Origin of the sequence: Streptomyces sp. NPDC014861, assembly GCF_043081625.1 — a bacterium.
Taxonomy (GTDB): Bacteria; Actinomycetota; Actinomycetes; order Streptomycetales; family Streptomycetaceae; genus Streptomyces.
The window spans coordinates 103,636-117,193 of record NZ_JBIBWV010000025.1 but is presented as its reverse complement, the minus strand read 5'-3'; the positions used below and the strand labels follow the sequence as shown (position 1 = coordinate 117,193).

Sequence of the window (13,558 nt, the reverse complement as noted above, 5' to 3'; positions counted from 1 at the left end):
AGCCCGCTGGGCATCAGTGACCGACAACGGCGGAATCTTCGGACCCGGACGACTCATGCCCAACCAACGACAAATCTCCGACTCAGGTCACTAGCGGTCCTGGTAGGCGTTCATGTGCGTGCGTACCCGGTCGGAGAAGAACAGCGGCCCTATGGCGTCGGCCCAGGCCATGCCTTCGAGGGTGAGGGTGAGGACACCGTCCTTCTCCCGGAGCCAGTTCCGCTCCAGCAGGGAGTCCAGCTGGGGGCCGAAGTCGTCCTCGAAGCGCGTGGAGAACCGGTGCGCGTAGTCGGCGGTGCGCAAGCCCGTGGATTCGAGGAGGTGCTGGAGCGTGTACATCCGGCGCCGCTCCCCCGCGTCCATGGCGAACGCCCACTGGGCGCGGCGGAACCGTTCCGTCGGGGTGGCGATGTAGTCGTCGATGATGCGCCGCACTTCCGGCACGGCGACCGCGTAGTCGGTGGTGTAGTGCAGATCGGTCGTGAACGAGCGGGCGCCGACGCCCAGGCCGACCATGCCGGCCTGCTGGTTGTACTCACTGATGCTGCTGCCGTCGGTGTCCTCCACGGCGGCGGTGCCGATACGCCGGAAGACGCGCATCGAGGTCTGCTCGTAGCCCGCGGACAGCAGGTGGTCGCGGCCGTAGCGGTACAGCCGCAGGCGCTGGTCGTTCCACTCCTGGAGGGTCTTGGCGTGGCGGGAGCTCAGGCCGGTGAGCGGGCGGACGTACAGCGGGTAGAGGTAGATCTCCTCCGGCTCCCACGCGAGGGCCGCGTCCAGGGAGACCTTGAAGGTGCGTTCCGTCTGGCCGTCGATGCCGTAGATGAGGTCGATGTTGAGGATGGGGAAGTCGGCCTCCTTGAGGCGGGCCAGCGCCGCTTCGACCTCTTCGCGCTTCTGCGGGCGGACGGCGGCGCGGGCCTCCTCGTCGATGAAGCTCTGCACGCCGATGCTCAGCCGGGTCGCTCCGCGCTCGGCGAGTACGGCGATGCGGTCCTCGGTCGCCGTGGCGGGCGAGGTCTCCACCGACCAGGAGGCGGCCTTGAGGTCGGCGCCCATGATGTGCTCGCTGATGTCGCACAGACGGGTCAGCTCGTCCGCGGTGAGGTACGTGGGGGTGCCGCCGCCGAAAGCGGCGAGCTGGAAGCGGATCGGCTGCCCCTGGGCCTCCAGCGCCTCGCGGGTCACACGGGCCTGGCGCTCCAGGGTGCCGAGGAAGGCGCGGGTGACCTCTTCGGGGGCGCCGGTGCGGGTGAAGAGGTTGCAGAAGCCGCAGCGCATCTCGCAGAAGGGGATGTGCGCGTAGAGCGAGAGGGCGTCGAGCCGCTCTCCGGACCACAGTTCGCTGAGCAGCGGGCCGTTCTCCAGGAGGCGGTACGCCTTCTGGTGCGGGTAGGCGTACACGTACTGCTCGTACGGCGTCTCCGGCTCCGGGCGGGCGGGGGCGACGCGGGGAAGGGTGGGCGTGGGTAACAGGACGGGCTGCGTCATGGCGTGGGTGGACTCCCTCTTCGGCTGGGTGGGACGGCGGGGTGGGGTGGAACGGGGGCGGCGTGCGGTGGTGTCGCGGCCTCGGGTCAGGGCCCGGACCGTTCACGCACAGAACGTGACAACGCGTCACCTTAGGGTCGCGGCGCGCCGATATCAGTAGTGCAATGCACATAAAAGCCATACAGCCGTATAGAGGTTCATATGCACTTCTCACGGAGGGACGGATTCCGTACCGTTTTGTGTCGGTACACGTGAGTCGGCGGGGGTGCGGCCCGGTGGACGGCTGCGGTATCGCTGTCTGCCATGAAGAGACTTCTCATCGCCGCCGGCGGCGGCGGTGACCCCATCACGGCGGCCCTGGTCCATGCCGCGCTGCACGGCCCCGACACCCCCGCGCTGGTGATGACCTACGCGTGGGAGCGCCTGGTGGTGGACCCGGTGCCAGGGCCCCGTCGCGTCACCGACTTCACGGGTACGGAGCGGGTCGCGCCGCACCTCGCCCTGGTCACGCCCAGAACGGTTCCGGTCGCCCCGGCCGGCTCTCTCCTGCCGCGACTCTCCGGGGAACTGGGGCCACGGCTGGGCCTGTTGGATCCGTACGACGGTGTCGTCGGTCTGGCGCGCCAGATCACGGCGGCGGCCCGCTGGTGCGGGACGGACCGGATCGAACTCGTCGACGTGGGCGGGGACATCGTGGCCCGCGGCGACGAACCGACGCTCCGCAGTCCCCTGGGCGACGCGCTCGCGGTCGCCGCCTGCGCGGCGACCAGCATCCCCACCACGGTGTACGTCGCGGGGCCCGGCCTGGACAACGAGGTCCCCCTGCCCGACCTGTTGCCCCGGCTCGGCGCACCGGCGTTCGCCCTCGACGCCGAGCGGACGGGACCGGTGTCCGGCGTATTCGACTGGCACCCTTCCGAGGCCGGCGCCCTGCTGGTCGCGGCCGCCCGTGGGATACGCGGGGTCTGCGGCACCCAGGACGCGCCCCGCCCCGTGCTCCTGGACGAGTCGGCCCGCTCCGTCCACCGACTGTCGCTCGAACGGGTCCTCGAACTCAGCCCCCTCGCACGGAAGCTCGCGGGCTGCTCGGATCTGGACGAGGCCGAGGACGTCTCCCGGGCGGTGTGCGGCTTCTCGGAGATCGAGCGGGAGCGTCTCCGCGCCGCGCACGCCGCCACGACACCCGCTTCGCCCGCTCCGGGCGCGCCCCGGGACGCCGACACCGTCCTCGCGCGGTACACCGCGTGGGAACGCGCGATGCTCGCCGACGGGCTCGCCTACGTCACCACCCGCCGCATCGTCGAGGGTCTCGACCTCACCGCGCCGGAAGCACGCACCCTGCTGGCCACCCTGCGCGCGTCGACCCCGGCACGGCGGGTGCCGCCCTTGTGGCGGCTGGCGACCGAGCCCGCGACACCGGCGTGAAGGGGCCGTCGGCCGCTGTCGCCGCCGGCCGGCGTCCGACGCGGTGCCTCCCGGACCGCGTCGGCGTCCACCGGGACGCGGTTCCCGGACGAGCGGGGGCGCGACTCGATCGGTGAGACGGACGGCGGGCCGACACCCCGCCGGGCCCGGCCGTCACCAGGACGACGTGCGTACACTCCCCCGCCCCGTACGGCTGCCCCGCCCCGTACTGCTGCCCGGCCGAGGAACGGGGGCCCCGCGATCGTCGGCGGCCGGGCGGACGTCGTCTCGCCGACGGGGGTGCGGGCGCGGCGGGCGTGGCGGCGCCCGCCGGGTCAGCTCACTCGATGTCGGTGTCGCCCAAGGCTTCCAGGACCTGGCGCAGACCGTCGCCGGTCTGCGTGACGAGCTCGCGGTCCAGGTCGGCGACGAGCCGGCCGTAGTTGGCGAGGTGATCGGCGAAGGCCGCGCGGGTGACGTCGTGGCCGTGGTCGGTGAGGCGGATCTTGACCGTGCGCCGGTCGCCGTCGTCGCGGATCCGTTCGACGAGGCCCTTGGCCTCCATCCGGTCGATGCGGTTGGTGATCGCGCCGGAGGTCACCATGGCAGCCTTGAGGAGGGCGCCCGCGGTGAGGGCGTAGGGCGGGCCCGAGCGCTGGAGCGTGGTGAGCACGTCGAACTCCCCGTACTCCACGCCGTGCGCGGCCGCGGCGGCCTTGGCGGACTTCTCGACGACCCGCGCGAGACGCTGGATCCGGGCGAACAGCTGCACCGGCCACAGGTCGTCCTCGACGTCGGGGCGCTCCTTGACCCACTGACGGATGATCGCGTCCACGGCGTCACTCATCGCCGCACTCCTCTCCCCTGGTGGCCGCTCGGCCGGGGTCCTCCCGGCCGAGCGGCCTGTTCACCGACATCTTCTCAACGGACACCTTCTCCAGGTGCATCTTCTCAACGTTAAGACACTTGACGTTGAGTGAATCGGGGTGTTTTTATCTCAACGTTGAGATTATCAAGGCTGAACGACAGGAGCACACCGTGTCCGAGCTCGTCCTCGACCCCGCCGCCCAGGACCTCCTCTTCCGCGAGGCCCGCACCGCCAACACGTTCACCGACGAGCCGGTGACCGACGAGCAGGTCCAGGCGATCTACGACCTGGTGAAGTACGGCCCCACCGCCTTCAACCAGACCCCGCTGCGCATCACCCTGGTCCGCTCCCCCGAGGCCCGCGAGCGCCTGGTCAAGCACATGGCCGAGGGCAACCAGGCCAAGACCGCCGCCGCCCCCCTGGTCGCCATACTCTCCGCCGACAACGAGTTCCACGAGGAGCTCCCGGCCCTCCTCCCGCACTTCCCGCAGGCCAAGGACCTCTTCTTCGCCGAGCGCCCCGCCCGCGAGGGCTCCGCCCTGCTCAACGCCGCCCTCCAGGCCGCGTACTTCATCGTCGGCGTCCGCGCCGCCGGCCTGGCCGCCGGCCCCATGACCGGCCTCGACCTCGCCGGCCTCCAGAAGGAGTTCCTGGACGACGACCACACCCCCCTGATGGTCGTCAACATCGGCAAGCCCGGCGACGACGCCTGGTACCCGCGCTCCCCGCGCCTGGCCTACGACGACGTCATCACGACCGTCTGAACCCCGCCCGCACTCCTCCAGCCGCACCCCTCGCACGCACCGACCTCCCGCCCCGCTCCCCTCCCCTCCCCTGCCGCGGAGTCCGCCATGTCCCTGCCCGATCACGTCCGCCCCCTCCCCGCCACCGCCCCACCCCCGGAACCACGCCCCGTACCCGCCCTGTGGCTCGCGTTACTCGCCACCCCGCTCGCCGCGAGCGCCAACAGCCCGGTCCTGATCCTCGACGGCCTGGCCGACGCGTTCGGCGTCCGCACCGCCACGGCGACCTGGCTCGTCACGGTCTTCGCCTGGGCCGTCGCCGTCGGCACCCCCCTGATGGCGGGGCTGCTGCGCCGCCGGGGCCTTCGGGCCACCCTCCGTCTGAGCGCGACCCTGGTCGTCACCGGCACCGTCGTCGTCGCGGCCGCGCCCTGGCTCCCGCTCGCCATGACCGGACGCGCGGCACAGGCACTGGGCGGGGCCGGCCTGGTCACCGCGGCCATGAGCCTGGCCGGCACCGTCCGCCGGATGGGCGTCATCACGGCGGGCTTCGGCGCGCTGGGCGCGGTCGGACCCCTGCTCGGCTCGGCCCTCGCGCACACCACCTCCTGGAGGGTCTCCCTGGCCGTCGGTACGGTCGCGCTGCTCGCGCTCCCGGCGGTCGTCCGCCGGGCCGACCCCGCCCCGCCTCCGCAGAGCACCCCCTTCGACGTCCGGGGCGCCGCCCTGCTGGTCCTGCTGGCGACGTCCCTCGTCCTCGTCCCCCGATTCCCGCTGCCCGCGGTGGCCGCGTCCCTGACGGCCGGCGCCCTGCTCGCCCTGCACATCCGGGCCCATCCCGACGGCTTCGTCCCCCTCGCCCTGCTGCGCACCAGGACGTTCGTCCTGTCCACCCTGCTCGCCTGCGCCTTCGCCACCTCGTACTTCACCCTCCTCTTCACCGTTCCCCGGCTGCTGCACGACCGCACGGACTGGTCGACCGCCACGATCGGCACCGGCCAACTGGCCGCCCTCCTCGCCGGCTCCGCCCTCTCCATGACACTGGCCCTCGTCGCGAACCGGCTCGGCCACCCCCGCGTCCTGGCCCTCCTGCTCACCACCGGAGCGGTGGCGCCGATCGCCGCGCTGCTCACGCCCTGGCCCGGGCTGCTCCTGCCCGTCGCGACCCTGGCCGTGTTCACGACCAGCGCGGGCCAGGCCACCCTCGCGGTCCTTGCTGTCCGGAGCGCCCCGACCGCGCAGCGCCCCACGGCGATCGGGCTGTTCAACCTCGGCTACCAACTGGGCGGCGCGTTCGGCCCCGCGATCGCGGCGCTGCTCGTCCTCGGCGCCTGAACACCGCGCCGAGCCGCCGCCGGCTCCCGCCCCGCCGTCCCACCCGACGCTCGTCGGATCAGCCCATCGGATCAGCCCCGGCCCCGGATCGCCCGGGGCCGGGGGCAACCCGTTCGGGTGAAGGCGGGCCGTTCGTGGCATGGCGCCGAGACCTGCGCTGATCATGACGGTGAACTGCTACCGCACGGGCCGTCGGGCCCACGCGCCGCAACCGCCGTAGAAAGGGAAAGACATGTCGCAGATTCCGGCCGACCTGCGCTTCGCCGAGTCCCACGAATGGTCCCGTCTGGAAGCCGACGGCACGGTGACCGTCGGGATCAGCGATCACGCCCAGAAGGCGCTGGGCGACGTCGTGTTCGTGGAACTCACCGAAGTCGGCAAGGTGTTCGCCGCCGGTGAGCCCGCGGGAGTGGTGGAGTCGGTCAAGGCCGCCTCCGACATCTACTCGCCGGTGGGCGGGAAAGTGCTCGCCGTCAACGAGGAGCTCTCGGAGAGCCCTGAGCTGCTCAACGAGGAGCCCTACGATTCGTGGATCTTCAAGCTGAAGCCCAGCGACCGGAGCGAGTTGGACCAGCTCCTGGACGCCGCCGGCTATGAGAAGCACATCGGAGGCTGACCCGGTTCCCGGGGACTGCCGCACCCTCGGCGCCGCGCGGCTCCGCGCGTGAGGACCCGGACGCCCCCGGTCGGACCGACGGTCGGGGGGCGTCCGGCGGCGACATGGACGTAGACAGGGACGCGTCGGGCGGACGGCGACGGCGGGCCTCGGGAGGCGAGCCGGGGGCTACCGGCTCCGCTCCGACTCGCGCCGCTGGTAGTCGCGTGGCGAGAGCCCGTGGAAGCGGGAGAAGGCGGCGCTGAACGTGGGCAGATGGGCGTACCCGGTCCGGCGCGCGACGGCGCTGGGCGGGGCGCCCCCGGCCAGCAGTTCGCGTGCGACGCGCATGCGGGCCGCGTAGCGCCAGCGGCTCAGCGTCATGCCCGTCTCGTCGCGGAAGGCGCGGTGGATCTCGGCGGGGACGTCGGCGTCGCGGGCGCCGCCGGGCTCCCCGACGCGGCGCAGGCACTCCATCGCCACGGCCCGCGCGCGCGGATGGACGGGCATCGGCACCGACAGCGCTCGCTGCGCGGCGACCTGCTCCGTGAACAGGTCGAGGACGTGGCGGGGGTCGTGGCCGTCAGGACGCAGTCCGGACCGGGCGCTGATGGAGCAGAACATGAGGTAGTCGTCCCACGCGGGAGAGAACCGCACCTGCAACGGCGCCGCGAGCCGCAGGTCGCCGGCGCTCGCGTTGCCCAGCGGCAGGGAGACGGAGTTCTCGCGAAGTCCGGTGACGTGCTCCGTACCCGCCGGGATCCAGGTCGCCACCCCTCGCTCACGCTCGTAGCGCCGGTCGCCGATGTCCAGATATCCGCTGCCTCGGTAGATCCAGCTGAGGACGTGGACGTCGTTGGTGTGGGACGGCGTGCTGGCGGCGGGCAGCATCTCGGGGGCGGTGGGAGCGTCCGTCCTGCGCATCATCCGGATCAGGTCGTCGGTGTGACGGGCCGCCTCCACCCGTTGCGTCGGTCCCCCGGCCCGGGGCCGGGCGGAGAGCGCCCGTCCGAACTCGCGGGGGGTCACGCCGAACCGGCCCTTGAAGGCCCGCGTCAGACCGTTGCGGCCGGCGAACCCCACGCGAACGGCCACCTGGTCCACGTCGTAGCCCGCGGCGAGGAACTCCACCGCGGCGCCGAGCCGGCACAGCAACCGCCATCGCTCGAACGTGAGCCCGGTGTCGGCGAGGAAGTCCCGGCGAAGGGTGCGCGCGCTGGAGAGCACCCGCGCGGCCCATTGCTCGACCGTGAGGTCGAGCGCGGGGTCGCGTACGAGTTCTTCGGCCACCGCCCTCGCGCCGGACGCCCGCGGCATCGCCGGCGCGACGAGCTCCTCCGTCCCCGGACGAGGCCGGTCCTCCTCGGGCGCCGGGGGGCGTGAGCCGGGGCGGCCGAGGAGTTCCGCGATCGCCTCGGGGGCGTAGCCGAGTCCGCTGAACGGCGTGACCTGCAGGTTGAAGAGCTGGATCAACCAGTCCTGCCATCCGCCGGGGACGTCGAACCGCGTGAGGTCCGGCGGCCCCCACGTGCCGAGGCCGCCCTGGGGCCACAGCGGGAAGGCGACGGTGCCCGGCTCCGTGGTCACCGCCCGCTCCGTCCGGCCGTCGGCGGGGATCCAGACGCCTTCGCCTGCCTCGACGCGAAGCACCGGTCCTCCGTCGAGGCGTACGTGCGCCGCACCGGTGCGCACCCAGAGCAGCAGAGGCCGGACGGGGGCGCCGGCCCCGCCCCACCGCGCGGACGGGATCGGTGGCGGGGTGCGGGCACCCGCGGCGAGCGAGGAGGGGAGCACCATGTCCTAACCATGCGGCAGTCTGCGCACACTTTTGAAGCTAAGGTTTGCCTAACCTTAGCAACGCGCCGACAGGATGCCGGTGCGCACCCCCGCTCTCCAGCGACCCGAAAGGTCCGTTCCCGCATGCCCAAGACCTCGCGCCGACTCACGGTGCACCCGCCGACCCTGCGTGAGGTCGAGATCGTCCGGACCGTCGACATCAGCCCGGGAATGCGGCGGATCACCCTGAGCGGCGAGCAGTTGCGGGCGTTCACCACCTCGGACGGCTTCGCGCGGCCCGCCTTCGAGTCCCCTGGCTTCGACGACAGCCTGACGTTCTACTTCCCCTACCCGGGCCACCGCGACCCGGTGCTCCCGGCCCAGGGCGAGGCCAAGCTGATCGTGCCCAGGGATCCCCGGCCGCTGTCCCGGGTCTACACGGTCCGCCGCTGGGACCCGGAGGCCGGCGAACTCGACGTGGACTTCGTCAGGCACGGAGTGGGCGCGGGAACGACGTGGGCGTCCCGTACGCAGCCGGGGGACGTGATCCACTTCAGCGGCCCGACCACGTCCAAGGGGTTCCCGACCGGTGCCGACTGGATGTTCGTGGCGGGCGACGACACCGCGCTGCCCGCGATCGGCCGCCTGCTCGACGAGCTCCCCGCCGACGCCCGGGCGCAGGTGCTCATCGAGATCGCCGAGGAGGCACACCGCCAGGACCTGCGCGAGCTGCCCGGGGTCGACGTGACGTGGCTGGTCCGCTCCGGCGCGGCGGACGGGACCGGGTCGCTGCTCGCCGAGGCCGTCCGCGGCGCGGAGTGGTGGGCGGGCCAGGCGCTGGTCTGGCTCGCCGGTGAGCACACGGCCGTCCGGGACATCCGCCGGCATCTCGTCGAGGACCGCGGCGTGCGCAAGGAGGACATCGACTTCGCCGGCTACTGGCGCCGCTCCGAGGTCGTCGCGCTGGAGAACGACGGATCGGTACCCGATCCGGAGAGGACGGTCACCCCGTTCCAGAGGCTTCACGACCTGACCGAGCTCGTCGCACCGGTCGCGATCCGCACCGCCGTCGAGCTGGGCGTGCCGGACCTGCTCTCTCGCGGAGTGACCGGAGTGACCGAGCTCGCGGCCAGGGCGGGCGCCGACGAGCGCGCGCTGGGCAAGCTTCTGCGGTATCTGCGCACCCAGGACGTGGTCACCGAGACGGAGTCGGGCCACTACGCCCTGACGCCCGTCGGCGACGTCCTCACCCTCGACTTCATCGCCGACCGGCTCCACTCCGCCGGCGTGGTCGGTCGCGAGTTGCTCGGGATCCACGGCCTCACCGAGTCGGTCCGCACGGGCCGCTCCGCGTACGCCTCGGTCACCGGCCGGACCTTCGCCGACGTGCGAACCGAGCAGGACTACGAGGACCGCTATCTGGAACGCCTCGCGAAGTTCCAGCCGGCGCTGGCCGGACCGATCGCCACGTCCGGGCTGCTCGCCGGAGTCCGGCATCTGGTGATCCACTCCGGTGGTGCCGCCGCCCACGCCCGGGAGTACGTCGCGGCCCACGAGGACCTGCGCGTGACGATCTGCGCCCTGCCCGCCCAGGCGGACTGGCTGCGCCGCGACCTGCCCGACACCATCCCCGACGAGGGGCAGCGCGCGCGGGTCGGCGTGCTGGAGCAGTCCGTCTTCGAGCCCGGTCCGGCCGCCGACGCGGTGCTCGTCAGCCGCGCCTTGAAGAACCTGCCCGACGCCGACGCCGCTCACGCGCTGCGCCGGGCGGCGGAGAACCTCGCCCCCGGCGGGCGGGTGCTGCTGATCGAGGAGGTCTTCGACACGGACGACCTCGACGAGCACGACGGCGAGGACGACCTGATCGGTCTGGTCTGCCACGGCTCCGGCCTGCGCACCGCCGCGGAGCTGGACGCCGTCATCGCTAGAGCCGGCCTCACCCGCGGGTCGGCGCACACCGTCGGCCTGGGCGCCGTCGTCCACGAGCTCCACCGCCCATGAGCCCCATGCGGCTCATGAGCCCCCGTCCCTGCGCCTCACAACCCCCTCGCCCCTGAGGCCCCCGACCGTAAGCCCCGCAGTACGTGAGTCCCACCACCCGTGAGTCCCACCGCTCCACTCCCCCCGAGCCCCTCCACCCCGAGAAGAAGAGAACACTCATGAGCAACACCCCCGTGACGCGGCGCGCCACCGCGCTCACCGCCGCCCTGCTGAGCGCGTCGCTCCTCCTCACCGCCTGCGGCGGCGACGGCGGGGACGACGGCGGCAAGGCCGCCGAGACCCGCGCGGTCAAGGCCGTGAACGGCACCGTCCAGGTTCCCGTCGCCCCCCGACGCATCGTCACGATCGGAAACACCGGCCTGCCCTTCATCGATCTCGGCGGCAAGCCGGTCGGCGTCACCGAGGCGTCCGCGTCCGAACTCGCCCTGCTGCCGAAGGAGCAGAAGTCCGCGTACGAGGCGGCCGAGGTCGTCGGTGACGACGGCGGCGAGGTGGACCTGGAGAAGCTCGCCGGTCTCAAGCCGGACCTCATCCTGGTCCAGTTCCACTCGAACGACTGGGACAAGGTCGGCAAGCAGCTCGAAGCCATCGCCCCGACGGTCTACTGGGGTCTCGACACCGAGTGGAAGGCCTTCGCCGAGGCGATCGCGGAGGCCGGCGACGTCACGGACTCGCTGAGCCGGCAGAAGGCGCAGTTCCAGGAGAAGGTCGCCAAGATCAAGAAGGACCACCGCGAGACCATCCAGGGCACCTCGTTCGTCGACGTCTCCCGCGGCAACTGGAGCGATCCCGGGACGTTCTACATCGCGGACATCGGCTGCTCCGAGATCGCCCGGGACGACCTCGGCCTCGACCTGCCGGAGGCCGCCGAGGGCAAGGACCCGCTGGCCTACGAGTCGCTGCCCTTCGAGCGGATCGGCACGCTGTCCGCCTACGACGTGATCACCTACCCCGTCGGCGCCGAGGGCCGGCCGACCGAGCCCTTCGTGCCGGTGACCGAGACCAACACGTGGAAGGCGCTCCCCGCCGTCGGCTCCGGCCGGGCGCTGGGGGTCTTCTGCCCCGGCAACAACTCGTACGGGCCCGTCAACCGCTACCTCGACTCGCTCGACAGCGCGCTGGCGACGCTCCCCGGCCGGCGGTGACGGCCCTCGCCCTGCGGCAGGACGGTCCGGGCACCGCGACGGTGCCCGGACCGCGCCGGCGTCTGCTCGGACTGGCCGCCGCGCTGGTGCTGCTCGCGGTCCTGCTCGTCCTGAGCGTCATGATCGGCTCGACGGCGATCGCGCCGTCCGTGGTGTGGGACGCGCTCTTCCGTCCCTCGAACGGCATCGACCAGTTCGCGATCCGCGACTTCCGGCTGCCGCGCACGCTCGTCGGTCTCGTCGCCGGCGTCGCCCTCGGTCTGTCGGGCGCGTTGATCCAGGCGCTCACCCGCAATCCGCTGGCCGATCCGGGAGTTCTCGGCGTCCACGCCGGTGCCTCCTTCGCGGTGACCGTCGCGGTGGGCCTGCTCGGCGTCCGCGATGTCCAGGGCTACATGTGGTTCGCGTTCGCGGGAGCGCTCGTCGTCACCCTCCTGGTGCTCGCCCTCGGGTCGAGACGGCAGGGCTCCTCGCCGGTGGTCCTGGTGCTCGCCGGGGTCTGCGTCAGCGCCGTGCTCGGCGGCGCCAGGGAGGCACTCCAGCTGACCGACCCGGACGCCTTCGACGCGATGCGGAACTGGAACGCCGGGTCGATCGCGGGCCGCCCGCTCGACGTCGTGTGGCCGATCCTGCCGTTCCTCGCCGTGGCCCTCGTCCTCGCCTTCGCAGTCTCGGGCCCCCTCAACGCCCTGGCGCTGGGCGACGAGCTGGCGGTCGCCCACGGGGTCCGGCTGGCACGCACCCGGGTGCTCGCCGTGATCGCGCTCACCCTTCTCGCCGGAGGCGCCACCGCCATCGCCGGACCCATCGGGTTCGTCGGACTCATGGTGCCGCACGTGGCCCGCTGGATCGTCGGCCCGCACCAGCGCTGGATCTTCGCGTACTGCATCGTGCTCGCCCCCTGCCTGCTGCTGGTCTCCGACATCCTCGGCCGCGTCGTGATGAGCCCGGCCGAGATCCCCGTGGGCATCGTCACCGCCTTCGTCGGCGCCCCCGTTCTCGTCGCGCTGGTGCGCCGGAAGAAATCGAGCGGACTATGAACACGCACCCCCCGCGGGCGGACTTCGGACGGCGAGCGCTGGTGCTCCGGCACCGGCGGTTCGCGGTACGGCTCCACCGGCGTTCGGTCGTCGTCTGCGCGGTCCTCGGGGTCGCGGTCGCCGCCACCTCGGTGCTGGCGCTGATGACCGGCTCCTATCCGCTCAGCGCCGGGCAGGTGCTCGCCGCGCTCACCGGCCGGGAGTCCGGCATCGTCCATGACGTCGTGGTCGACTGGCGGCTGCCCCGGGTGGTCGCGGCCCTGGCGTTCGGCGCGGCCCTCGGCGTGAGCGGGGCCGTCTTCCAGTCACTGCTGCGCAACCCGCTCGCCGACCCCGGCATCGTCGGATTCTCCCAGGGCTCCTACACCGGCGCGCTGGTCGTGATCCTGGTCATCGACGGCACCTACGCGCAGCTGGTCGGCGGGGCGCTGCTGGGCGGGATGGCCACCGCCGTGGCCGTGTACGTGCTGGCACACCGGCGCGGGGTGCAGGGGTTCCGGCTGATCGTCGTCGGCATCGGCGTCTCGGCGATGCTCGGGTCGCTCAACACCTGGCTCATCCTCAAGGCCGACCTGGACCAGGCAATGTCCGCGGCCGCGTGGGGCGCCGGGTCGCTCAACGGCGTGTCCTGGGAACAGGTCGCGATCGGCGGCGCCTGCGTCGCCGCCCTCCTCCTGCCGGTCGGGGCGCTGAGCCGGCCGATGCGGCAGATGGAGCTGGGCGACGACGCGGCCGCCGCCCAGGGGGTCCGGGTCTCGCACACGCGGCTCGGCCTGATCCTGGTGGGGGTGGCGCTGACAGCGACGGTCACGGCCGCGACGGGGCCGATCGCGTTCGTCTCGCTGGTCGCGCCGCAGATCGGACGCCGGCTCGCCCGTACGGCCGGGATCACCCTCTTCCCCGCCGCCTTCGTCGGCGCGCTGCTGTGCCTGGCGTCGGACTACGTCGCCCAGCACATCGCGCCTACCCCGCTGCCGATCGGCGTCATCACGGTCGTGCTCGGCGGCGGCTACCTCGGATACCTGCTGTTCACCGAGGCCAGAAAGCGCCTGTGAGGCCTGATCCGGCGGCGGGGGGGGCCCCCCGGGGGGGGCCCCCCCCCCCCCCCCCCCCCCCCCCCCCCCCCCCCCCCCCCCCCCCCCAAAAAGAGGGGGAAATGG

Annotated in this window: 11 protein-coding genes; 8 read left to right on the top strand and 3 right to left on the bottom strand. The window is 72.8% G+C overall.

Annotated elements, in window-relative coordinates; all coding sequences use genetic code 11:
- Window positions 1–90 precede the first annotated feature (90 nt).
- On the bottom strand, window positions 91–1,491 hold the full coding sequence (locus ACF1BN_RS32315) for an STM4012 family radical SAM protein (RefSeq protein ID WP_392335137.1): 1,401 nt from the start codon (window positions 1,489–1,491) through the stop codon (window positions 91–93).
- Window positions 1,492–1,794: 303 nt separating this feature from the next.
- Here ACF1BN_RS32315 and ACF1BN_RS32310 point away from each other — a divergent pair, with 303 nt between their 5' ends.
- Window positions 1,795–2,916, top strand: coding sequence for a DUF1152 domain-containing protein (locus tag ACF1BN_RS32310; protein ID WP_392335136.1), 1,122 nt, complete (start codon window positions 1,795–1,797; stop codon window positions 2,914–2,916).
- A 319-nt stretch (window positions 2,917–3,235) separates the two neighbouring features.
- On the opposite strand, the gene ACF1BN_RS32305 is transcribed toward ACF1BN_RS32310, so the two are convergent.
- Complete coding sequence (locus tag ACF1BN_RS32305; RefSeq protein WP_392335135.1) at window positions 3,236–3,742, bottom strand: MarR family winged helix-turn-helix transcriptional regulator; 507 nt, start codon at window positions 3,740–3,742, stop codon at window positions 3,236–3,238.
- Window positions 3,743–3,933: 191 nt separating this feature from the next.
- On the opposite strand from ACF1BN_RS32305, the gene ACF1BN_RS32300 reads away from it, so the two are divergent.
- The 3 genes from ACF1BN_RS32300 to gcvH all read left to right on the top strand — a co-directional run bounded on the left by ACF1BN_RS32300 (window position 3,934) and on the right by gcvH (window position 6,457).
- Window positions 3,934–4,527, top strand: coding sequence for a malonic semialdehyde reductase (locus tag ACF1BN_RS32300; RefSeq protein WP_392335134.1), 594 nt, complete (start codon window positions 3,934–3,936; stop codon window positions 4,525–4,527).
- A gap of 87 nt (window positions 4,528–4,614) precedes the next feature.
- Window positions 4,615–5,841, top strand: coding sequence for an MFS transporter (locus tag ACF1BN_RS32295; RefSeq protein ID WP_392335133.1), 1,227 nt, complete (start codon window positions 4,615–4,617; stop codon window positions 5,839–5,841).
- 232 nt (window positions 5,842–6,073) lie between these two features.
- Window positions 6,074–6,457, top strand: coding sequence for a glycine cleavage system protein GcvH (gene gcvH / locus ACF1BN_RS32290; RefSeq protein ID WP_392335132.1), 384 nt, complete (start codon window positions 6,074–6,076; stop codon window positions 6,455–6,457).
- Between the two features lie 168 nt (window positions 6,458–6,625).
- Here the strand turns inward: gcvH and ACF1BN_RS32285 are convergent, their stop codons facing one another.
- Window positions 6,626–8,233, bottom strand: a complete 1,608-nt coding sequence (locus ACF1BN_RS32285) for a helix-turn-helix domain-containing protein (RefSeq protein WP_392335131.1) — start codon at window positions 8,231–8,233, stop codon at window positions 6,626–6,628.
- A 123-nt stretch (window positions 8,234–8,356) separates the two neighbouring features.
- Between ACF1BN_RS32285 and ACF1BN_RS32280 the strand changes: the two genes are divergently transcribed.
- The 4 genes from ACF1BN_RS32280 to ACF1BN_RS32265 all read left to right on the top strand — a co-directional run bounded on the left by ACF1BN_RS32280 (window position 8,357) and on the right by ACF1BN_RS32265 (window position 13,453).
- A complete protein-coding gene (locus ACF1BN_RS32280; protein ID WP_392335130.1) occupies window positions 8,357–10,213 on the top strand; it encodes an SIP domain-containing protein in 1,857 nt (618 codons plus the stop codon).
- A 158-nt stretch (window positions 10,214–10,371) separates the two neighbouring features.
- Window positions 10,372–11,358, top strand: coding sequence for an ABC transporter substrate-binding protein (locus tag ACF1BN_RS32275; RefSeq protein ID WP_392335129.1), 987 nt, complete (start codon window positions 10,372–10,374; stop codon window positions 11,356–11,358).
- The gene (locus ACF1BN_RS32270) at window positions 11,355–12,398 is read left to right on the top strand and encodes a FecCD family ABC transporter permease (RefSeq protein WP_392335128.1); all 1,044 of its coding nucleotides are present in this window, start codon (window positions 11,355–11,357) and stop codon (window positions 12,396–12,398) included. The genes ACF1BN_RS32275 and ACF1BN_RS32270 overlap by 4 nt, the downstream gene beginning before the upstream one ends.
- Entirely contained in the window at window positions 12,395–13,453 is a 1,059-nt protein-coding gene (locus ACF1BN_RS32265) for a FecCD family ABC transporter permease (protein ID WP_392335127.1), read from the top strand. The genes ACF1BN_RS32270 and ACF1BN_RS32265 overlap by 4 nt, the downstream gene beginning before the upstream one ends.
- The last annotated feature ends 105 nt before the right edge of the window (window positions 13,454–13,558 follow it).